At 45.4% G+C, this 23,926-nt stretch carries 12 protein-coding genes; 8 read left to right on the top strand and 4 right to left on the bottom strand.

Annotated elements, in window-relative coordinates:
- The first annotated feature begins 291 nt into the window (after window positions 1-291).
- The 6 genes from ESB13_RS07230 (at window position 292) to ESB13_RS07255 (ending at window position 15,014) form a co-directional block, all read left to right on the top strand.
- The gene (locus ESB13_RS07230; protein ID WP_129002338.1) at window positions 292-1,614 is read left to right on the top strand and encodes a glycoside hydrolase family 28 protein; all 1,323 of its coding nucleotides are present in this window, start codon (window positions 292-294) and stop codon (window positions 1,612-1,614) included.
- Window positions 1,615-1,621: 7 nt separating this feature from the next.
- Window positions 1,622-3,778: a hypothetical protein gene (locus ESB13_RS07235; protein ID WP_246022464.1), complete on the top strand. Its 2,157-nt coding sequence runs from the start codon at window positions 1,622-1,624 to the stop codon at window positions 3,776-3,778.
- Between the two features lie 120 nt (window positions 3,779-3,898).
- The gene (locus ESB13_RS07240; RefSeq protein WP_129002339.1) at window positions 3,899-8,338 is read left to right on the top strand and encodes a hybrid sensor histidine kinase/response regulator transcription factor; all 4,440 of its coding nucleotides are present in this window, start codon (window positions 3,899-3,901) and stop codon (window positions 8,336-8,338) included.
- Between the two features lie 359 nt (window positions 8,339-8,697).
- Window positions 8,698-11,925 carry a SusC/RagA family TonB-linked outer membrane protein gene (locus ESB13_RS07245; RefSeq protein WP_220399561.1) on the top strand — a complete coding sequence of 1,076 codons (3,228 nt, stop codon included), beginning with the start codon at window positions 8,698-8,700 and terminating at the stop codon, window positions 11,923-11,925.
- 21 nt (window positions 11,926-11,946) lie between these two features.
- Complete coding sequence (locus ESB13_RS07250; protein ID WP_129002340.1) at window positions 11,947-13,770, top strand: RagB/SusD family nutrient uptake outer membrane protein; 1,824 nt, start codon at window positions 11,947-11,949, stop codon at window positions 13,768-13,770.
- A gap of 95 nt (window positions 13,771-13,865) precedes the next feature.
- Window positions 13,866-15,014: a glycoside hydrolase family 88/105 protein gene (locus tag ESB13_RS07255; protein ID WP_129002341.1), complete on the top strand. Its 1,149-nt coding sequence runs from the start codon at window positions 13,866-13,868 to the stop codon at window positions 15,012-15,014.
- Window positions 15,015-15,239: 225 nt separating this feature from the next.
- On the opposite strand, the gene ESB13_RS07260 is transcribed toward ESB13_RS07255, so the two are convergent.
- Entirely contained in the window at window positions 15,240-18,830 is a 3,591-nt protein-coding gene (locus ESB13_RS07260; protein ID WP_129002342.1) for a DUF4450 domain-containing protein, read from the bottom strand.
- Between the two features lie 230 nt (window positions 18,831-19,060).
- On the opposite strand from ESB13_RS07260, the gene ESB13_RS07265 reads away from it, so the two are divergent.
- The gene (locus ESB13_RS07265) at window positions 19,061-20,029 is read left to right on the top strand and encodes a phytanoyl-CoA dioxygenase family protein (protein ID WP_129002343.1); all 969 of its coding nucleotides are present in this window, start codon (window positions 19,061-19,063) and stop codon (window positions 20,027-20,029) included.
- 124 nt (window positions 20,030-20,153) lie between these two features.
- Here ESB13_RS07265 and ESB13_RS07270 read toward each other — a convergent pair whose 3' ends face one another.
- Window positions 20,154-20,885, bottom strand: coding sequence for a hypothetical protein (locus ESB13_RS07270; protein ID WP_129002344.1), 732 nt, complete (start codon window positions 20,883-20,885; stop codon window positions 20,154-20,156).
- Between the two features lie 432 nt (window positions 20,886-21,317).
- On the opposite strand from ESB13_RS07270, the gene ESB13_RS07275 reads away from it, so the two are divergent.
- Window positions 21,318-22,334 carry a DUF5694 domain-containing protein gene (locus tag ESB13_RS07275; protein WP_129002345.1) on the top strand — a complete coding sequence of 339 codons (1,017 nt, stop codon included), beginning with the start codon at window positions 21,318-21,320 and terminating at the stop codon, window positions 22,332-22,334.
- Between the two features lie 37 nt (window positions 22,335-22,371).
- Here the strand turns inward: ESB13_RS07275 and ESB13_RS07280 are convergent, their stop codons facing one another.
- A complete protein-coding gene (locus ESB13_RS07280; protein WP_129002346.1) occupies window positions 22,372-22,833 on the bottom strand; it encodes an SMP-30/gluconolactonase/LRE family protein in 462 nt (153 codons plus the stop codon).
- Between the two features lie 63 nt (window positions 22,834-22,896).
- Window positions 22,897-23,907, bottom strand: a complete 1,011-nt coding sequence (locus ESB13_RS07285; RefSeq protein ID WP_220399563.1) for a LacI family DNA-binding transcriptional regulator — start codon at window positions 23,905-23,907, stop codon at window positions 22,897-22,899.
- Window positions 23,908-23,926: the final 19 nt, after the last annotated feature.

The following is a 23,926-nucleotide window of genomic DNA, read 5'->3' on the forward strand; positions in this document are numbered from 1 at the left end:
GGACAACGTGGTATATTCTGGTTACAGCAGTTATTTACAGCGGGAATGGTACTAAATTGAACCATTTCCGGACAAACGCAAACCTTTTCCTCCCCCCCTATCGATAGTTTCGTAGTCTGGACAACCAGCAACCTGGCTCCGGAATGACCGAATAGTTTGCTTGCCCTGATGTGCCCGTAATTGCTCATTACCTGCCTTGCATCGGGTACCGGCTATAACTAATTATCCTGTTTGTTGTCAACGGTCGGACGTGTATTGAAAACACATTTTGAACATAGTTTATAGTTATATATGAGACGAGCACTAACATTATTTACACTTTGCTTGGTTACCATGGCCGGAACTTTTGGCCAGGATGGCAAGGTTACAGAGGGGCGAAAATCACCGGATCAGGCAGGCAGGCGATATGATATTATTCAAGGGGGGGCTGTTGGCGATGGCAAAACGCTTAATACGAAAGCTATCCAGCAGGTTATTGATGTATGCGCCCGCGATGGTGGCGGTACTGTTGTATTTCCAAAGGGAATATATTTAAGCGGCGCTTTGTTTTTGAAACGAGGCGTAAATGTAACGCTGGAGAAAAACGCTGTACTCAAAGGTTCGACCAATATTAACGATTATCCCAAACTAAATACCCGTATTGAGGGTCATTTTGAGCCCTGGAGAACTGCATTGCTCAATGCTGATAGTGCGGATCATTTACGCATTACGGGCGCAGGCACGCTTGACGGCAGCGGCGAGCCTTTCTGGAAAGAGTTTTACCGCAGGCGCGATGCAGACAAAAGTACGACCAACCTGAACGTAGAGCGTCCACGACTAATGTTTATCCAGCATTCCAAAGATGTAAAGGTGAGCGGTATCACTTTTCTTAATTCAGGCTTCTGGAACCTGCATCTTTTCCGTTGCGAGAATGTAGTGGTAGATTATTGCCGTTTTCAGGCGCCCTCAGGCCCCAAGCCATACCATCAGGCCCCGAGTTCGGACGGTATTGATGTTGACTGTTGCCGCGATGTGGCCATCCGTAACAGCTTTTTCTCGGTTGGTGATGATTGTATTGCCCTAAAGGGTTCAAAAGGGCCTTTTGCCATGAAAGCGCCCGACGGGCCGGTTGAGGGAGTAGAAATCAGTGACTGCATTTTTGAAGCGGGTGGTGGCATTATAACCTTTGGAAGCGAAGCCACCGTTGTCCGTAATGTAGTAATTGAACGTTGTACTACATTGGGTCCAACTATTCTGAGGCTTAAATTAAGGCCTGATACGCCTCAGCAGTATGAGAACATCAGCATCAATGATATTACCATGGTTGACGCCGGTGCTATTTTCAAGGTAACACCCTGGACCCAGTATTTTGATCTGAAGGGCCAGGCAGCTCCCAGGGCGCTGGTGCGTAATGTAAAAATCTCGAATGTTCACGGCAAAGGTTATTCACTGGGGGAAATAACAGGACATGACCAGGCTACCATCAGCGATATTGTACTGGAGCATGTAAACCTGGAACTAGCCACAACAGATCTGCTCCTGGGTAATGTTCAAAAACTGCAGTTCAAAGATGTAAAAGTGAATGGAAAAGCTTTGGCTACGCCTGATACAAAATTATCTGTCGGTAAAAAATAATGAAACTATGGCTCGTATTAAATGTTTGTCAAGAATAGCCTTGTTATGTTGGAGTGCTTCTTTTTTGCTAACCAGTCAATTACCGGCACAGTCGGTCATAGACCGCAAGGCATTGGTGGAAAGGCATAAGGTAGTAAACACCAGTGCAGATACACTTGCATCGCTAACAGTAGGCAATGGCAAATTTGCATTCACTGTGGACGCTACCGGTTTACAAACATTTCCGGTTGCCTATCAGCAAGGCGTTCCACTTGGGACACAATCGGAATGGGGATGGAATAGCTTTAAGGACACACTGGGTTATAAACGCGAAGAGGCATTGAGAGCCTATCAACTTAATGGCCGCGAGATATCGTACCTCGTTCAGCGTTCTTCTGAGGGTGGCCGCGGAAAAGAGGCAGCCGACTGGTTCCGTTCAAACCCTCACCGCCTGCAATTGGGCAACCTGGGGTTTGAGATATTGAAGAAGGATGGCACCACTATTTCAATCAACGATATTCAAAACATACGCCAGGTATTGAATCCGTGGACGGGAGAGATCAGCAGCAAATTCTCTGTAGAGGATATTCCCGTGGAAGTTATCACCTATGGTCATGGCGCTGAAGATGCCATAGCCGTAAAAGTACAATCAGCACTGATTAAAGCAGGGCGATTGAAGCTGCGGTTGCAATTTCCTTATCCGACAGCGGGCTGGGCCGATTTTGGCACCAATTACAGCAACCCGGACAAACACAGCTCCTCCATTATCAGCAGCAATGCTACCGGCGCCTGGTTGAGGCATCGTCTTCAAACGGCGGATTATTCTGTTGGACTGGGATGGAAAACAAGGGGTACGATCGTGCAAAAAGCGCAGCATGAGTTTTTGATCACACCAGATAAGGCCAGCACTACGTTTGAATTAACCTGTTTGTTTACGCCTGAAAAAAAGGCCAATAAGATCCCATCGTTTGATGCCACGCAAAACTCCAGCAGGGAAGCGTTGTTATCATTCTGGAACAAAGGCGGTGTCATTGATTTTTCCGGCAGTACCGATCCGCGTGCATCAGAATTAGAGCGGAGGGTAGTGTTATCACAATACCTGATGAAAGTGCAGGAATCAGGTTCTTATCCGCCACAGGAAACCGGGTTAACCTATAATAGCTGGTACGGCAAGGCGCATCTTGAAATGACGTACTGGCATCTCACGCATTATCCTTTATGGCAAAGAACAGAATACCTGGAAAAGATAATGGATTGGTATGCAAAGGTGGCACCCTTCGCGAAAGAAATTGCCAGCCGCCAGGGATTTGAAGGTATACGCTGGCAGAAAGTAGTGGATAACACCGGAGAGGAAGTACCTTCTTCTGTTGGCGCGTTTCTTATATGGCAGCAGCCACATTATCTCTATTTCGCAGAATTGATCTACCGTAATAAAAAGGATAAGGCCACTCTTGAAAAGTATAAAGACCTGGTTTTTGCAACCGCCGACTTTATGGCATCCTTTCCCTGCTATGATAAGGAAAAAGGACGTTATATTCTTGGCAAAGGTTTGATCCCTGCACAGGAACGCTTTAAAGCAGAAGATACTTATAATCCCACCTATGAGCTGGTTTACTGGCACTGGGGCCTCGAAGCTGCGCAGCAATGGCGCGTGCGTCTTGGTTTGCCCCGTAATAAGAAGTGGGATTCGGTATTGGCAAAACTCTCTCCTCTTCCCGAACAAAATGGCGTATACCTGGCTGCGGAAAGTGCACCCGATTCTTATACCAATCCTGAATTCAAAACAGATCACCCCAGCATATTGGCCGCTTATGGTATTATGCCTAAAACCAGTATGATGGATACTACGGTGATGCGTAAAACTTTTGAACTGGTATGGGACACCTGGACCTGGCAGGATACCTGGGGATGGGATTTCCCGATGACTGCTATGGCAGCCACCAGGCTGGGCTTACCGGACAAAGCCGTAGATGCTTTATTTATGCCTGTTAAAACGAATACTTATTTAAAGAACGGACATAATTACAAGGACAACAGGTTAACGTTGTATATGCCCGGTAATGGCGGTCTTTTAACGGCCGTATCGATGATGGTTGCAGGTTATGATGGTTCGACGCCAATGCCTGGCATACCCAAAGACGGCAAATGGAAAGTGAGATGGGAAGGGTTGACTAAAATGCCTTAGTTACAAGCGTTCTCCGCAATCCCTGATTCCGGGATTGTGGAGAACTGCATTGAACTTATTATATTTACCAGAGTTTAAAACAGAAATCTTTCCTATGTTTAGGCCCGGTAATTAAATGAAATGAAGTTTGCTTCCGTATATGGTAAAACCGATGTGAGATATGTGAGGTGTTTTTTCGTTATACTCTCTCTTTCCATCATCAATGCTTATGGTCAGCACAAATACAAGATAGAACAGTACTCTACAGAACAGGGACTTTCGCATCGCCGTGTGAACTGCCTGTTTAAAGACAGAGAAGGTTTTATGTGGTTTGGTACGTGGGATGGTATTAACCGTTTTGACGGCCATTCGTTTGTATCTTTTAAATCTACTCCCAAGGACAAGTACCAGTTAGGCAATAGCAGGATAGGCAGGATACTGGAGGACCAGTTGGATCATTTGTGGATCCAGGCTTATGATTACCAGATCTATCGATTTGATAAAAAAACACAGCAGTTCCTGCCGCTATCTTCATTTATCGCTGCTGCTGCGAGACGTAAAATTGAATTCAACAATATACTTCAGGCAGCTAACGGATGGGTATGGTTCCAGACTAAAATGGATGGTATTTTCTGTGTTTCCCAGACTGACATGTCAGGAGAACATATCATTCAGTATGCAACACAATCAACTACAGACTACTTTTTACCTTCGGACACTATCAACTTTTTTCATATTGGCAGTGAAAACCGTATTTGGATAGGGACATCAAACGGCTTGGCTTGCCTGGAGGCATCTCCAAGCGGTATTTTCAAGAATAGCAAAACAGTAACCTGTGCTATTGCAAATGGCATGAGTGTAACGGCTTACGAAGAAGATGCAGGACATATTTACTTTGGTGCGGCCAATGGCAACCTATTTCTTTTTGACAAAAAGACGAAGCGTTTCTCGGCAAAGAAGATCACATCGGGTACGGTAAATGGCCTGCTCAGTTCTAAAAAAGCTCCTGTTCTTTATGCGAGCTCTTCGCTGGGAGAAGTGATCAGTTTGAATACAACCAATCAACAGTTATCGGTTTCCCATTATCAATATAAAGAAAATCTTTCTTCGCTTTACGAAGACAAAGCAGGCTATTTATGGATAGAACCTGAGAAGTCGGGCGCTATCCGTTATCATCCGCAAAGCCGTTCGTTCCAACTATTTTCAGTAAAAACCGAAGAAGCACTCAGTGACATCAATAACAGGTTCTTCTGGGTGCTGGAAGATTATAAGGGGACTGTATGGGTAAGCATGAAAGGAAAAGGGTTTGGTTACTTTACCTCACCGGGTAAAACACCGGAATATAGTTTACCAACGCCTGATGGCACCAATTATCAACTTCCAGCCAATATAACGGGGCATTATTACGACAAAGCCGGTATTCTCTGGCTTACCACACGGGAAGGCAAACTTATCAAGGTAGTAATACAGGATAATGATTTTGAGCAGCAGCGCCTGCAGGACCAGGAATCTGCGAAATCCGGTAACGAGGTAAGAGGGATGAATTATGACCGGCAGGGACGTTTGTGGGTAGGATTAAAAACAGACCGGTTAGCTGTTTATCAAAATAATGCACGTGTAACCAATTTATTTGAAAATGAGCCGCCAGGCGGCATGATTGGCGTATATGCCATTTTGCAGGACAGCCGTGGCCATTTCTGGTTGGGAACGAAGGATCACGGCTTGTATAAAGCTGTGCCTGTTAATAAGGAAGCAACCAGGTTTCGTTTGACTCATTTTGAGTCGCATAAAAACGTTCCTGACAGTTTACCGTGTAACCAGATATATTCAATCGTAGAAGACAAACAGGGAAGGATATGGATGGGCTCGCTCGATAACGGGCTTGTATTAATAGAGGAAGGAGCTCACGGGACGAGATTTATTCAAAGCGGTAAAGCTTTTGATAAGTATCCGAAAGGAGGCTATCAGAATATCCGGAGTATGTGTATCGATAAAGATGGAAACATATGGATGGGTACCACCAATGGTTTGCTTGTGCTTGATGCCAATGAAAAGCATTCTACTGCTTATCAATACAAGACTTACCGGACAATTCCCGGAGACCAGGAGAGTCTTGGCAACAATGGCATTTTGTTCATCTACCGTGATACAAAAAACAGGATGTGGCTGGCCACTTCGGGTGGTGGTATTTGCCAGGCAACAGGCAACAACCCTCTTCAATCATTGCGTTTCCGGAATTATACCACGAAAGACGGCTTGGCCAATGACTATATTCTCAGTTGTACAGAAGATAAACAGGGGGATCTATGGCTGGCCACAGAAAACGGGCTTTCGAAGTTTAAACCAGAAACCCAGACATTCAGGAACTATGATTCCTATGATGCCCTGCCTCCTACCATAGATTTTTCGGAAGCGTCTGTAGCCAGGATCACTTCCGGCAACCAGCTATTCTTTGGTACTGTAAACGGTTATATTTCTTTTGCTCCGGATAAAATAGCTGCCAGCCGCATTGAGGCAGACATGGCCTTTACGGGGGTACAAATCAACAATGAGGATGCAGGCCCGAGAAATAACGAGGAATTGCTGAAAACCGATATCAATTACACGCCGCAAATAACGCTGAAGTACAACCAGAATATCATCAGTATCTTTTACGCCATACTGGATCACAGAGGGAGCGGCGACCAGCAGGGCTTTGCCTACCGGTTAATAGGCTTTGACACGACCTGGCACAATAACCTGCAATTCAGGAAGGCTACTTATACGAACCTTCCCTCGGGTCATTATGTATTTGAGGTAAAAAGCCTCAGTAAAGATCTTTATAGCAACCAGCCTTATAAGCGCCTGGAGATAACTATCCTGCCTCCTCCCTGGAAAACTTGGTGGGCCTATCTCCTATATGCCATTATTATTGGTGTGATCTTGTTTTTTATCCGCCGGTATACGCTTGCCATGATCAGGCTGCGTCATGACATTGCGGTGGAGCAGAGACTTGCAGCGCTGAAAATGCATTTTTTCACCAACGTATCGCATGAATTACGTACGCCTTTAACCTTAATAGTAAACCCTTTGGAACAGGTGGCGCGGAAGGGCAACCTTACTCCTGAAATAGCTTCTTATATAGAAGTCGCCCGGAAAAATGCAAGCAGGATGGTAAGGTTCATTAACCAACTACTGGATTTACGTAAGGTGCAGAGTGACAAGGCTACATTAAGGGTAACGAAACTGGATATCATATCCTTTGTAAAAATAGTTACGGATCATTTCAGGGAAGCGGCCAGGGGGAAGCGGATCGCTCTTGAAGTAATATGTGATGAGAAGGAAATAACGGTTTGGGGGGATGCTGAAAAGCTTGATGTGGTTGTGTATAACCTGCTTGCCAATGCGATCAAATTCACACCGGAAGGAAAATGTATAGAGGTAGTTGTGAAACGTGTTCCCGGGGAGGATTGTGTAACCATTGCTGTTCATGATCAGGGACCTGGCGTTCCCGCAGAAAACCTGGAGGATATTTTTGAATTGTTCCAGGAGGGAGCGCATGCGAACACGAGGGAACTGAAAGGAAGCGGCATTGGACTGGCGCTTTCCAGGGATTTTGTACATCTTCACGATGGCAAGATCTGGGCGGAAAACAATGCAGATGGCGGTCTTACGGTTACTGTAAAGCTAAAAACCGGTGCCGCTCATTATAAACCAGAGGAGGTATCGCTGGCGGACCCGAATCCTGTAAACTTAGTTGTTGAGAAACCTATTGAACAGCAGATCCTTTCTCAGATAGAAAGTAATAGTGTAACAACACACCGCGACGCACCTATTGTACTGCTGGTAGAAGATAATGATGAGCTGCGTGCTTTCATCAAGGTGCAATTAAGTGAATATTACCGTGTGGAAACTGCAAAGGATGGTGAAGAAGGGCTGCAAAAAGCCATACAGCTACTACCTGACCTGATAGTAAGTGATATCATGATGCCGAAAATGGATGGTATTCAAATGCTGGACAGGCTTAAGCATGATGCCCTTACCAGCCATATACCTGTTGTACTGCTGTCGGCCAAATATTCTATAGAAAGCCAGATGGAGGGTTTGCGTTATGGGGCGGATTACTATATCACCAAACCTTTCAACACTGCGTTTTTAATTGCTTCGATCGATAATCTTTTAGAGCAGCGAAAGCGTCTTTTTGAAGCATTGATCGATAAAAAGAAAGCGATAGAGCTGAGTCCTGAGCCAATTGTAGTGACATCGAGAGATGAAACTTTTCTCAGGGAGGTTATCAAGATCGTAGAATCCAGGATGGACGATACGGAATTTAATATGGACGCTGTTGCTGAATCGATGGCATTGAGCCGTACTACGTTTTATAAGAAGTTTAAAAGCTTGACCACTTTAACACCTATGGAGTTTGTGCGTGATATGCGGTTACAGCGGGCGAAGCAATATCTTGATGCCGGTGGGCACAATGTATCGGAAGTTGCTTTCCACACCGGTTTCAGCAATCCTAAATATTTCAGTACATGCTTTAAGGAGAAGTACCATATGTCGCCATCGGACTATTTGAGATCAAAAAATACACAGGCTTAATGCAGTGATTGCTTGCATCCACAAGCACATACATAACTCACTGGTTATCAATAAATATATTTTACCATGTACGCTATCAAACCATTTCTGCACAAACCTGAACCTCGCCATACGTGCATGTTTATAGGTTTGGGGGGTTAATGATGCCGGTGGCTGATACTTCTGATCCGCCATGACAGGGCCTCGTTCCATCATAATTAAAAACGATAGCCATATGAAGTTAAGTTCATGCCGGGTACCTCTGTACCTGTTAGGCAATACCGGATAACTACTGCCGATTGCGATAGACATTCATTTCCTTTTTCCCAGACGATTGATTTTTCACTTTTCAAAGTTCAGCAACCAAAAACGTAAACAAAATGGAAAACAAAGAGAAAACGATTGCTTTAAAATCCATGCTATTCGTTGCCTCCCTCTTGTTGTGCGGGGCTCTTTTTTCTCAAGGGCGCATCACTGTTTCAGGGACGGTAGAAAATAAAACCGGCGCGATGTCCGGTGTTAGTGTAACCATAAGCGGAAATGACAGGGGAACATTGACAGATTCACTGGGTCATTTCAGGATTGTTGTTCCGGGTGAAAACACCATACTTAGCTTTTCTTTTGCCGGTTATGCCATTCAAAATATTAAGGTGGGCACACAGCGCACCCTGCATGTAAAACTGGAGCAAGAGGACAAATTGCTTGATGAGGTTATTGTAATTGGTTATGGTACGGCCAGGAAAAAAGATCTTACCGGCTCTACTGCCTCCGTAAAAGGGTCCGAAATAGCACAGATTCCTGTAACCACTGCTGCACAAGCTATTACCGGCAAGATGGCCGGCGTTAACGTAGTAACCCAAAGCGGCGCTCCCGGAGCCGACATCAACATTTTAGTACGTGGCGGTACTTCCATAACACAAAGCAACCAGCCATTATATGTGGTTGATGGTTTCCAGATGGAAAATGGTTTAAGAAACATTGATGTGAACGATATTGCAACTATCGATGTAATGAAAGACGCGTCCGCCACAGCTATTTATGGTGCGCGTGGTTCCAATGGTGTTATTTTAATTACAACCAAGTCTGGTAAAGCAGGCAAAACGCAGATCAACTACAATGCCTATATGAGCTATGAAAAGCTGGGCAGTAAACTGGCTATGCTGAATGCAGAACAGTATGTTGACTACCAATACGAGTTTCAAACGCTTGCCGGACGTCCGGATAAATGGACTAAAAATTTCGGCGGCGATGTAACCGATCCTAATTTTTATACCGGTGCAGCCAATTATATCAAAACCAATTATGGATCAAGGCCTACGATAGACTGGCAGGATGTAGTGTTTGGCGGTACGGCGTTGCTGAAAAATCACAGTCTTTCTGTTAGCGGCGGCAACGACAAAACAAAAGTGTTATTAAGTGGTAACTACACCGGACAGGATGGTCTTATTGCCAATCATAATTTCGACAAATTCAATTTACGCGCCAAGCTCAATCATAAAGTGAGTGACCGTGTACGGGTAGACTTCAATACCAATTTCAATAATACCAGGATCGATGGTGGCGGCTCTTTAGGTGGACAATTGAAATTAAGTTTATTGCAGCCTGCCACCGGTGGTATCAGGTTTACCGATGAGCAACTGATAGGAACCGATGTGAGTGAAGAAATGCAGGCTGATGACTCGCAATATGATATTTATAACCCCATCATTACAAACGAGGCTGTTACCAAATCCAAGTTTACGCGCCAGTATACTGCCAATGCAGGCATTGAAATAGATGTTCTGAAAAATCTTACCTGGCGTAGTGCGGGAAGTTATATGTGGCAGCAGGAAAGAACCGATAACTGGGATGATGGCCGTACCAGGAATGCACAAACAACATATGGTGGTCCGTGGGGCAGCAGGGATAATGCTGAAAAATTCTCCTGGCAAATCACCAATACACTTACCTGGAAGAAAAATTTCGGGCTTCATGGAGTAACTGCCCTGCTGGGTCAGGAAACTTATTATAGTGAGTCGATGTTCCTGAAGAACACTTATTCCGGTTTTGATGCAGACAACTTTGGCCTGAACGATGTAGCGGCAGCTTCCACACTTTATTCCAAATCGTCAAGCAAAGGCCGGTATGGCATGGTTTCCGGTTTTGGACGTGTGATGTATAATTATGCCGATCGGTATATGCTTACGGCAACATTCCGTGGTGACGGTGTTTCAAAGTTTGCTGTTGGACATCAATGGGGCGGGCTGCCTTCTATGTCGGCAGCATGGCGTATATCTGACGAGCGTTTCATGCGCAACATCCGCAGCATCAACCAGCTGAAATTACGTGCCGGTTATGGCACAACGGGCAACTGTGATATAGACGATTATATGTACGTAACATCGTACGGCGGCAGCTTTTATGCAATCAACAACAAGCAGGTAAACACGCTTGTACCTGGCAGTACCTTAGCCAACCCCGCACTTAAATGGGAGAAAACAACGTCTACCAATATTGGCCTTGACCTGTCGATGTTTGGCAGCCGCATCAACTTCTCCGCTGATTTTTATAACCAGCAAGCCGATAATTTATTATTAAAAGTTCAAATTCCTACCTCTACCGGTTATACCTACCAGTTCCAGAATATTGCCTCTATACGCAACAGGGGTGTTGAAATGGTATTGAATACAAGGAATCTTGTTGGAGAAGGTCTCAGATGGTCAACCGATTTCAATATATCCTTCAACAGGTCCAAAGTACTTCAACTGGATAGCCGTAAAAGTTTTATAACCAGCTATAACAACAATGCCAGTTTCCTTATTGAAGTAGGCAAACCTTTAGGTCAATTCTTTGGATACTTATATGACGGTGTTTATACGACTGACGACTTCACTCAGAATGCCAATGGTACTTACACGCTGAAAGAAGGTGTTGCACGTCCTAAAGGAACTGCAGGAGTCATTAAACCCGGCGATGTCAAGTATAAAACGGTAAAAGGAGAAACCGATGCCAATAAAAATCCTGTATGGTCAACAGAAGACAGGACTGTTACAGGAAGTGCACAACCCAAATTTACCGGAGGCATTACCAATACCTTTACCTATAAAGGTTTTGACCTGGGTGTGTTCATGAACTTCAGTTATGGCAATAAAGTATTCAACATGAATACACAGCGCTTTATAGGACCTTACCTGCCCAATCAGAATACGCTGGAAGCCATGAACGGCCGTTTCCGCCTGATCGATCCCAATACAGGTAAAGAAACCACGGATCTGGCACGCCTGGCCCAGTTGAACCCTGGCCAACATGCCAGCAACGCTCTCTGGAGTCTGAATGCTCCCAACAGTAAAGTGATATCTGATCCAATAGATTATTACCTGGAAGATGCATCCTTCCTGCGTCTTAACACCATTACACTAGGATATTCATTGCCACATTCCCTATTACAAAGAGCCAAAATAAGCAATGTAAGGATCTATGGTACGCTCAACAACATTCATTCGTTCACGAAATACCGCGGTTATGATCCTGAAGTATCTGCCACATCAAGTGCGCTTACAAGAGGGGTAGATGATTCTGCTTTCCCCAGGGCTAAGAGTTTTGTGTTCGGGTTAAATCTCACATTCTAATAACCGTTTAAAACATTAGAAATGAAAAAAGCTTTTTATTATATATTAACACTGGCACTTGCAGGCGCTACACTTACCTCCTGCAAGAAATGGCTTGACATGCCATCGGAGATGGCATACGACAGTGAAACCACATTTGCTTCTATTTCCAAAGCAGAAAAGGCTGTGCTTGGGGTGTATCCTTATACTTTCAACAGGGAATTATATTACCAGTTTGGTATGGGTACAGACGAGTGCATTTCCACCGAAGGGGAAACAAACTCTAAAAACAAGTTTTCCAATTATGTTTATTCGGCAGACATTGTGCCTTCGGATGCTTATGCTTCTATGTACAGGGCTATTGAATATTCCAATGTATGTATTAAGAAGTTAAGCGCCATGAAAGGCAGTTCGGATGCAGAGGAAAAGAAAAGAACCATGCTGCTGGGCGAATGTTACGCCATGCGCGCTATGAGCTTTTTAAATGTGGTAAGGTTTTACGGAGATATCCCCTATCCTACTACTCCGGTTGAGGAAGCTACCACCTTTTATACTTCACGTGTTAGCAGAGACACTATTTATGATGGATGTGTAGCCGATCTTCAAAAAGCAATTTCGCTTTTACCCTGGAAAAGTGAAGGCATGGTACCTACAACCGAGCGTTTCACAAAGAATGCCGCTTACGGTATACTGGCGCGTGTAGCTTTATATGCAGCAGGTTATTCTTTAAGATGGGATTTAAAAACCTATAGCCAGGGGAGTGTAAAACTGGCTCAAAGATCAGATGCCGCCAGGATAAAAGAGCTTTATCAAATTGCATCCGACGCCTGCTCTGCTATTATATCAAAAGGTGAAAACAGCCTGGTATCAAGTTATGAGAATATATTCCGCGACCTGGTAAACGGCAGGTTCAATGCTGAATCGATACTGGAATTTGGTCAATTTGGTACAGAGGTAAATGGTTCTGCAAATGGTTATACCAATGGCATGTTTATTCATACCAGCTCCTTCTTTGGCAAAAGTCAGCCTGCGATGGGGATATTCCCGGCGTTGTGGTATGATTTTGATCCCCAGGATCAGCGTCGCGATGTTAGTATCGCTGGTTATGGTATCACTTCTAAAAATGAGCGCCAGCTGAACTCTTATGGAGCAAACACCATAGGCAAATTCAGGGCTACGTGGAAAAGTTCGCAAGGTACCGCGATCAACAAACGCGATATCAACTGGCCTTATTTACGTTATGCCGATGTATTACTGATGTATGCCGAAGCGCAGAATGAATTATTCAATGCACCTACTGCAGAAGCAAAATCAGCCTTTGAGAAAGTACGGACCCGTGGTTTTGGCGGAGACGCTTCTAAAATTGGCACCACACCCACCAGTTACCAGGGTTTCAGAGATGCCATTATCAATGAAAGAAAACTGGAGTTGGCCTTCGAAGGATGGCGCAGGACCGACCTTGTACGCTGGGGAATTTTGTATGAATCGCTGACACAGGCCAAACAAAACCTCATTGATATGGCCAATAAAACCGGCAAGTATGCTAATATCGACAGATACAGGGCTTACAAGTTAGTAGCTGCCACTACTTTCAATGATCCCGTGGTTGGCGTGTCGTACATTGGTTTTAAAGATGCGCCTACCGCCACTGAAAAAGCGCAGTTAACAGCCAATGGATATACGTTGCTGGATATGTATAGTGCAACAGCTGCTTCCGGCAGTGGCCAGGCTTTGACTGCAGATGCAGCATGGGTGAAGGCCATATTCAGAGGACTTGAAAAAAACAAAGTGGAATTATTGCCTTTAAGTACACCAACTATTGACGCGAACCCGGGATTGGCAGGCCAACAACATCCATTGTTCTAGTATAAAAGGCGCAATGCTTTTCCTGATCCGGCTTACAGGCAGGGGATTTGACTCCGGTCATCCCCTGCCTTTTTTTATCCTTTAAATAATTTCCTATGACCTTTCAATTGAATTTAAGAAGTATATGCGTGGCAGGAAGTTTTCTGGCATTGGCAAGCTGCTCTTCCACAAAAAAGCTTTCCGCTCCGAACGAAGTTATTACGGTGATGGAAAAAACGAATGGCTACTTTATGCATAAATGGCCTGATGCTGGAAAAACCATCATCACCAATAAAGAACGCCCATCCAATATCTGGACAAGAGGCGTCTATTATGAGGGATTGATGGCCCTGTATGCTATTGACAAAAAGCCTGCTTTTTACGATTATGCCAACCAATGGGGAGAGAAGCACCAATGGGGGTTATCACGTGGAATAGAAACCAGGAATGCTGATAATCATTGTGCCGGGCAGACCTACCTGGACCTGTACATGATAGATAAGAATGAAGCTTATATTAAAGACATTAAAGCATCTATAGACCTGATGAAAGCCAGCGACAAGATAGATGACTGGTGGTGGATAGATGCTTTACAGATGGCAATGCCCGTGTTTGTTAAGCTTGGGGTTTTGTATAATGACACCAGCTATTTCAGCAGGATGTACGACATGTATGCTTATACGAAGTATAAACATGGTGGCAACGGATTATACAATGCCCAGGATCATTTGTGGTGGCGTGACAAGGATTTCGTTCCTCCTTATAAAGAACCTAACGGAGAAGATTGTTACTGGTCGCGCGGGAATGGATGGGTTGTTGCTGCGCTGGTAAAAACAATGGCAGCGTTACCTGCGAGTGATAGTCACTATGCGGAATACAAGCAGGATTACCTGGATATGATACAAGCATTGGTTCCCTTACAGCAGCCGACCGGTTTATGGACCGCCAGCTTACATGATAAGAACCATTTTGGCGGTAAGGAGATCACCGGGTCAGCACTCTTTGTTTACGGTATGGCCTGGGGTGTAAATAATGGTTTACTGGACCGGAAAACTTACCTGCCCATTATCACCAAAGGCTGGAATGCTATTGTCAAAGATGCTGTGCATGCAGACGGTAAACTGGGCTATGTGCAAGGAACAGGTAAAGAGCCCAAGGACGGGCAGCCTGTTGGTTTTGACAGCACTCCTGATTTTGAAGATTACGGATTAGGTTGTTTTCTACTGGCCGGCAGTGAGGTTTATAAACTGGCAGGAGGAAAATAAGACTTAATACAATGCTGCGAAACGCTTAAACGACTTTCCTCTTCACCCTTTAACTAAAGAGGCTGTATCAAATGTGAAGTGTCCCCGAAAAGTGTCTAACTTTTAGGGGGCACTTCAATGATGCGGCCTCTTTTATTTGGAACCGGGTATACGTTTAAGCCATTTGCGGCACCCCGGAGGTAGCCAGCTCTGCGTTTGTATTCACAGTGGCTTCTGCTTTTATGCTTATGGGATGAGCGATACAGCCATGAGGCCGATGACCACATCATTGGCGACGGTTTTGAGCTCTAACCTATCCAGTTCCTTATTTATATCAAGCGGCATATCCAATATAGTGGCGGCACCGCCGTCGATGGCGCGAGTCGTATATCCTTTGACCGTTGTGTGTTGGGGGAATCCGGCAAACACCTGGCCGGTTTTCAGGCTAATCCTGGGCGGGCGGGGCAATTGTAAGTTGAATGCTGCGCCGTTATCTTCATAGTCTTGTTCGATGGGGCACCAGTTGTCTGGGTTTTTAAGAGAAAGTTTAGTAAGAGAGCCATCTTTATAGTACACTGTTATGCATCCGTTTTCGAGCTGGCTTTGCATGGCGTTGGTGCTACCTGCGAGCAGCAGGTACAGGTGACTGTTCCTGCCATTTAATGGAATGGTTACCGCATGAGGATAGTTATCCCATTGAGAGGTGTAGATGATGTTATCCAGGTTGTTATCTGCCGGTGTAGCGAATACAATGCCTTGCGGTATTTTAAAGGTATTGGCACCGGCGGCGGCGGCCCGGAAACCACTGTCGTTTATGTTTACGTTTACGAGCGGGTAACACCAGTTGCCAATGCCCTGCAATGGCAACTGCAATGTTGGGGACTGGGGCCTTGGAGAGCGGTATTGGTTGTTGAAAATATTTGTAAGCTTATCGTTAAACAATTGGCTGAGGTTTACTGTGGTACTTGTTTGCGTTGTTGTGATATTCCAATTTACGAGGGTAGTATCGAACCTGGCGCCGTCCGTACCCAGCCATTGGATGCTATTGGTTCCAGGCACCAGCGATGCAGCGGGAACCCGGATGGCTATTCCTTTATCATTTGCGGGAATAGAAAGCTTTTGAGCATAGAGCTTGCTTCCGGCATTCACCTGCAGCGTTCCCTGCAAAGTGGTGCTGGTATTATTCTTAATAGAAAAAGTTAAAGCATTTGCCGGTTGTTGCTTTGCTGCGACGATATCTACCGGGTTTCTAATGCTGAGATCTACGGGGTGCCACCATTTGAGATCACCCTGTTTCAGCAACAGGAAGAATGTACGCTGGTCTTGTCCGCCGGTGGGCAACGCCTGTAACCGGTTGGGTTGCAGCTGCGGGGTTTGCAAGACCTGCTGCGGATCGAAGACCTCAAGGATTGCTGCATCTGTAGTGTGGCAGGCAAACTTTTGCTGCAGGATACCCACAGTATCGTAAGCCGGCTTTTCGGGCGCGTTACCTTTCCACCGGATGACGATATGCCAACTGGTTGCTGCCGGTGCAGTGAGCCTGATAGCCGGTCCGCCTACCTGAACGAGCTGTTGCCATTGTACGGGTTTTCCGTTTATCATTACCTGCTGCACCTGTGTAGCGGGCGCATTCAAGGTAAGTTTAAGATGCAATGTTTTGGAGAAAGCAGCGGTAATGGTATAATCGTCTGTACCGGCTGTTCTCCGGAAGCTGCATTTAACATCGGGAGTTTGCAGGGCTGCGTGTTTCCAATGGGCGGGGAAGCCGGGATGAATGGCAAGCGTATCGCGAAGGGCATCGGGGACGATGCCAAACAAACCTTCGATGAGCGTTCGCGCGGCCATGCCAATGGGGTCGGCAAAGTCGCGATACAATTCGCCGCGGGCTGCGTCGTAACGTGAGAGCTGCTGGAAGCCGCCGGGGCTGGCGCTCATGTACATCGATTCTACGAGTGCGCTTTTCCACAGGCGGAAGGCTTCGTTTGAGCGGTTGCCCTGCCAGTAAGCCAGGGCGGTGTGCAGGTTCTCAGCCAGCGCCACGTTATTTAAAGACCAGGTATATGGCTGCCAGTTTGAGGTAGACAACAGGTAATAAGCCTCACTGGTTTCTCCATTAATTTTTACCGGTATGTGTGGGATATGAGTGTCGATATAACGCAGGCTTTGATATGCCTGGAAGGCATCGGGCACACGGGAGTCGATGGCGTGATAGATCGTCCACAGCGCTGCTGCGGGATGCAGCAGCTGGTTTCCCAATGCGTCTTTGTATTCGGCATACCATCCTTTGCCGGGCATCCAAAGCGTATTTTGAATAGCCGCATAAATTTTATCTGCTTCCTGCTGGTAAGGCCTGGCATCTTCGCCGATCAGTTCAGCAAGGCGGGCCGCTTCGCGGTTTGCAAAGTAATTGTAAGCGGTGGAATGGGTTACCGCTCCCCCACTATACTGTAATGCATCGCTGGCCCATATGCAGCAATAGGCATCGTACAGGCCATCGTTATTGGTGTCAAAGTTTCGCTTTTCCCATGCCAGGTGCCGTTGTAAGAGGGGCCAGCTTTTCTTTACATAGGCAGTATCACCTGTCCAGCTGAAATGCCGTAACAGCTGATCAACAAATACCAGGTTCATATCGTAATGATGCGGTTTGAATTCGCCGTTGGGATTGCGGCAGATATAACCGCTGCTGAACATAGACGTTCCCAGTTTTTCCTGCTGGCGCGCGAAGTTGAGGGCGGTATCGGGCACTATGGGGCCGGTTTCGGGGGAGGTTAACTGCGACAGCGCATAACTGCTAAAATGAGCCCTGGCCCTATCGTGCCAACCCAGCGGATCGGCAACATAAGCTCCGCGCCAGGCATTGAGACGCATACGCCAGGCTACTGCACCATGCAGAAAGGTGGGGGATTCCCAGATACCATCTGCCGCCATGCTTAAAGCACCACCCAAAGTGTTGATATACTCATCCGGGGTATTTACCATAATTCTATCGGCCAGTTTTTTACGGCTTTGTTCTGCTTTGAGAAAAGCGCTTTCCAGCTTATGATAAGGTGTGGGTTGTGGTTCGGGTTTACCGATAAAGAAATATTCATTCTGACCGGGCACCAGGGTTAGCGTACCGGCTAAAGCGGGCGCTGTACCGGGTTCCGTTTTCAAGAAGGCTGAGGGCGTTTCCTGCTGCGTGGCATCTGCCTGTTTTAAGGTGGCACGCAGGGGGAATGCTGCTTCCAGCAACTGTTCTTTTCCAAAGCGGATGGCGGCTGTATTAAGTGAGACGGTTATTTTATTGTCTTTACAATATGCGGGCTGGAGGTAGAAGGAGGATTCGGGATCGGCACCGATATCACCGTCGCGCAAGAATTTTTTCCCGGTAGCGCCGCCGTAGGCCCAGCATAGTGTAACGCCCTGGGGGATTTGGCTGGCGTTCAGCCTGATGAGCAAACCTTCTCTATCATCTGCGGGTACAACGGTAAGCGAGAGCGATCCTTTTCCTAATAAAACATCCTTTATATGATACAACATACTGCCGGGGCGATAGGTTGTTGTGATGTCCTGTGCATTGATGAGCCATTTGCTTTCGTTGTTGTACATGATACCCAGGCGCAAGCAGCCTCCCATTCCGGGCAGATACAATGCAAATTCGGGGAGGTCGCCGGCTTCTACGCGGAAGGCGGTATTGGTTCCGTAGAGCGCACGGTTAAAACGTTGTTTGCCATTTACTTTTACGAAGTCGCTGTTTTGAGGGCGGTAGTGCCAATTGGATGTAACCTGTTGCTGGGCCTGGATACCGGGGAGATAAAGGAACAACAGCAGAGAGAGTTTAACCAGTTTATCAAGCATCGTTTATAGCGTTTACTGTGCGCTATAAAAATAACATCAATAGACCGATATTATGTGTGTTTGGCAACAGTTATATTGTATTCGCCGGCAGCCATTCATCCCTAATTCTGCGACCGACCGGGTTGTTTCATTTATTATGCCGCTAATGCCTGCTGCATACGCCTAATTATTTTCCGGTGCATTCATCCTACATCGATATTATTTAGTATTTTAAAGGATAAAAATAACCCGTGAATACCTTAATCGATTGCAACTTCCTGCCTGTTTTCTATGCGTATCATCATTGTAAAAAAACAGCCAAGCCTTTACCTGACTATGACAACTATAGCAATGTAGAAGAGATATGGATGAACTTTTATGGTCTGGGCAAGTTTGAAACATACCAGTTTGTTTACCAGCATTGTTCCGGTATAGATCATTTCCGGGAATGGCTGATTCAGTTAAAGGGAGAAAAAAAGATACGGGAGTCTGCTGCTGCATTCAGCCGGTGGCAACAGCAACAGGCCGGGAGCGTTACAACAAATGCCCCTAACCGTATACTAAGCACCGAACAGTTGAACAGCTGGAAGCGTGATGGCTATCTACGGATTAGTGATCTTATAGAAGAAGATTTATGCGATGCAGTTGTTGCTCTTATCTGCAGCCACATGCATATCGATCTATCGCGCCCTGCGACCTGGTATACCCAGCATCCCGATTGGCATGGGTTGATGGTGTTGTTATACCAGGGCGAAAGTACTGAGTCTATCAGGTCGCATCCGAAGCTAAAGCAACTGTTTGCCGAGTTGTACGATACGCCGCATATCATTGCCAAAACAGAAAAGGTAAGTTTTAACCCGCCTGAAACGTCTACATGGAAGTTTGCGCACAGCGAACTACACTGGGATATAGATCTTAAAAAAGACAACCTGTATTATATCCAGGGACTTGTTTACCTCAATGATGTTCCTGAAAACAGAGGTCCCCTGAAACTGGTGCCTGGCTTTCACAGCAAGTTTGAAAAGTTTATCGCTGGTTATCCCGACCTTCATTCCGCAACTCAAGCCATGTTACGCTCTGTTTCGGCGATACCTGTTCCGGGTAAAAAGGGTGATGTAGTGCTTTGGTTACAGACACTGCCACATGCAGCCAGTGTCAACCGATCGGACATGCCACGTTTTGTGCAATATGTAAGTTTTTCCAAATTGGAAATAGGATAGTATGGTTGGGGGCTACTCCATCCCCTTTATGGGATAAGGACTGTGTTCGCTTAAGGTAGCTCTTAGGTATCTCTGGTGTTCGTATTTAAAGCGTAGTTCTTCGTAGATGGGCGGGCCGGGTGTTTTATGGGACTATAAAACTGCCGGAGGGCTGAAAATTGTTTCCGGGAATGTTTCCCTGATGTTTTCCAAGTGTTTTGGGGGCTGTTTTTGGGAATGGAGCGCCGATTTGGCGGGTTTTGGGCATGACAAGGCCTTCCATTGGAGGGAGATGGCAGAGTGGTTGAGCGAATGTTCCTGTTGTTTGTATATGTCCGGTAATAGCGGGTGGGCTGCCACGGGGTGGTATGATTACGGGCCATTGATTGAAGGCGGCTCCAATGACAGTTACGGCAGGGGGCTGTGGTGCTGCCGTTTGGGGCAGTACGGGCTTTGTAAATACCGGTTTGGTTTTCAGTGAAAGTGTTGCTGCGAAAGGAGAACGCAGGGGTTTCCTGTTGGGGTTTGCGGCCTCCAGTTTACGGAGGTAACGGCTGATAGTGAATTGCAGGACTTTGTTCACTTGTTGTATATCATATTCTTTGCAGAGCATATGCTGGGCTACGCCCACCAGCTGTTTGTAGTGGGGATAGCTACGGTGCTGTTGCGGAATGCGTTGATAGAAAGCGCTGGCGAGCTTAGCTGCCAGCGCCAAACGGGCGGCGCTTTTGCGGCTTCCTGCGAAAACGGGGTCGGAGCGCCAGCGTTCGGCGGTGAGGTTGCTTTTCATACGTACACAGCCAACGCCGCATCTCTTGTAAAAAGAGACGGGGTCTATGGTTTTTTCCCAGATAACGGGACCTGTTTGTTTGGCCATGCTTTTTGTTTACGCGCCAATTGTACTGATTTATGTAAAACAAAATTCAAGTGCTGCATAGTGGAAAGGATTTTTTTTCAAATTGGAGAAAAAGAGTAAGAATGATATAATGGTCCCCGGTCTTAGGACCAATAGCTGAGTTTTCTTCGCTTTGATAACATGGAATTGAGTTTAGCGTTTGAAGTAGTGTTACAGGGTAAAAAAGCAGAAATTAAACTTTTACCAAATACAACCAAATGGTAGAATAAAAAAAGGGTAACGGTAAGATTTTAGCCGATTAAAAGCATACAATTTTCTTTAATTTCAATATATTAATCCTTTGTAAACCCATACTGCCAGCATGTGGCTGAAATAAAGAGCTGACAACACCTTAACTAAATAAGAAGGCACAAAAACATGAAGTATCTCTTTTTTTTAATTTTTCTCATCCCGATGAGCGTTAAAGCACAGGATATTGATATTTTACTGATAGGTGTTTCTCATGATTATAGTAAATATCCTGCACAGGATTTTTCCGGCATACATAATAAAATCAGAAAGTTCAAGGCCGATGCCTTTTTTGGTGAGTTTTTGAGCAAAGAAGACGAGCGGCTAGTGATGGATTATTGGTGTAAAGAGCCAAATATCAACCGGCTAAAAAAGCTTAGGAGCAATCGAACTATAAAAGATGAATTACTGCCGCATACCATTGACAGCTTAAAAAAGCTATCCCTGCTGCAACCCAATGATTATCGTATAAAAGCTGATCTGGCCCATGCTTATTACCTTGATCAGGATGTTGCAAACGGCCATTATCAATTTTGGCAAGTTTATCATTTCCTGCAGCAACAACCTGATGCCCAACTCGAAAACTATGTCGAAAAATTGCTTAGCCCCCAGTTGGATACCACCGGGCGAAGTATGAAAAGACTGAAGACTTCGGAATATGCTTTTATAGCATTCCCGATGATGCGGGAGTCAGGAATCAAGGAATTGCTTTCCATGGATTGCCAGGACTACGATTTGAATTGGCAAGCATCCTGGGGAGCATTCGACGCAGCATTCACTTTGTTCAGGAAAGATATCGCTGATTCCGTTAAACATCATTTACAATCAGCTTTGGCCACTATTAATAATGGTTTTGAGAAATATGACAATATCGAAAAGTCTTCCAATGCTGTAACGGAATGGTTGAACACTGCTGAGGCCTCCGGGATTTCCGCCTCGGGAGATTTTTACCTGCCCATTATGTATAAACTGAAGGGCTTTCCTAAAGACGAAATGTTATCAAAAATACATTGGTGGATAATGAGGAATGAAGGAATGTGCCATAATGTTGTAAACAGGGCGAGAGTGGCAGGTGCTAAAAGAGTAATCGTTATTGCGGGAGCCAATCATAGAAAATACATGCAGGACATTTTCAGGACTATGCCCAATATAAGAGTGAGGAACATTAATGAGGTTGACTAGAAATTCATTCGAAGATATTTGAGAATAGCAAATAGCGCTATTTTACGAAAACTGAAAATGCCGGGCATGACGGTGTAAACATGCCCTTTGTACGCATCGGTATCCTATAAATTGCAGTTGAGGCAGTGATAAACAGATCAGTACGGTCTTTACCACCAAAGCAAACATTCGCAGTCCAGGGTTCTTTTACTTCAATATGGCCTATCAGTAAACCTGCCGGACTATAAATTGACACACCTTTCCCGGTTAAATAGATATTTCCCTTGTCATCCAATGTCATTCCATCAGATCCCTGATCGATGACCAGCTTCTGTCCGCTGAGCTTACCGTTAGATTCAATGGTATACCTGTAAGTTTTATTCCGCTCTATATCTGCCACATACAGATATCTTCCATCGGCCGAACCTACAATGCCGTTTGGTTTCGCTACATCATCAGCCACCACAACCGGTTTTTTCCCTTTTCCCGGAGGCAGGTAATACACTTTCTGCCCTTCTATTTCCGGCTTTTTCCTGGTCCAGTAATCGCGTTGATAATAAGATTATTGGTAACAGTTTTATCATCAGGCGGAATCACGGATAATTAAATCCGCCATAAGCGACTTGGTCACCGCACGCCATTCTGATACATTTTTTTTCAGCATCCCCATCAGCAAAACCATCGCTGCACGTCCCATATCCTCGCCCGGTTGATTTACAGTTGTTAAAGCAGGTTCAACAATATCGGCGCCATAAAAATTACCAAAACCCACCACCGCTACATCTTTGGGAATAGACAACCCCAGGCGTTTAATAGCTGCGATAGCCTGAATCGCAGCCTGGTCATCAATCGCGAAAATGGCGTCCGCAGGCGTCCCGATGTTAAGCAACCCGCTGATGTTTCTGAAGAATTTTATTGCATTTGAATCATAGGGTATAATTAGTTCGTCGCATACCGGAACATCGTGTTGTTTTAAAGCGTCGAGGTAGCCATTTAACCGTTTTCTGCTGGTGACCATATTTTGAGGCCCGCTCAAATGTGCAATCCGGCGCTTGCCCGACTTTATTAAATGTGCTACCAGGGAAAAAGCAGCATCATAATCATTTACAATAACCTTCGGCGCAATCATTTCGTCGCTACCGCCATTCAAAAAAACAACAGGAATGCCACGACGAATAAATTTCTTGATATGTTCAAAATTCTGTGTTTCTTTTGACGGCGCTACCAATAAGCCATCTACCTGGCTCGACAGCAACATCTGCGAGTGATGGACTTCCGTTTCATAGCTATTGTTAGAAAAGCTGATCATTACATTATAGCCCAGCCTGGCTGCTTCCTGCTGAATACCAACTGTGACTTGCGGATAAAAAGAGGAAGTAAACTCCGGAATAAGAACACCAATAGTATGTGTTTTTTTCTCAATAAGATTAATGGACAATATGTTCCGCTGGTAGTCCATCTTTTCGGCCATTTCCAATACATTCCGGCGGGTATCAGAACTGATGTTTGGACTACCGGTAAGCGCCCTCGACACGGTAGATTTTGAAATATTGAGGTGCCGCGCTATATCGTAAATAGTGACCTGATTTTTCATAATAGGTATATCGAATTAA

The sequence above is a fragment of the Filimonas effusa genome, from assembly GCF_004118675.1.
GTDB lineage: Bacteria > Bacteroidota > Bacteroidia > Chitinophagales > Chitinophagaceae > Filimonas > Filimonas effusa.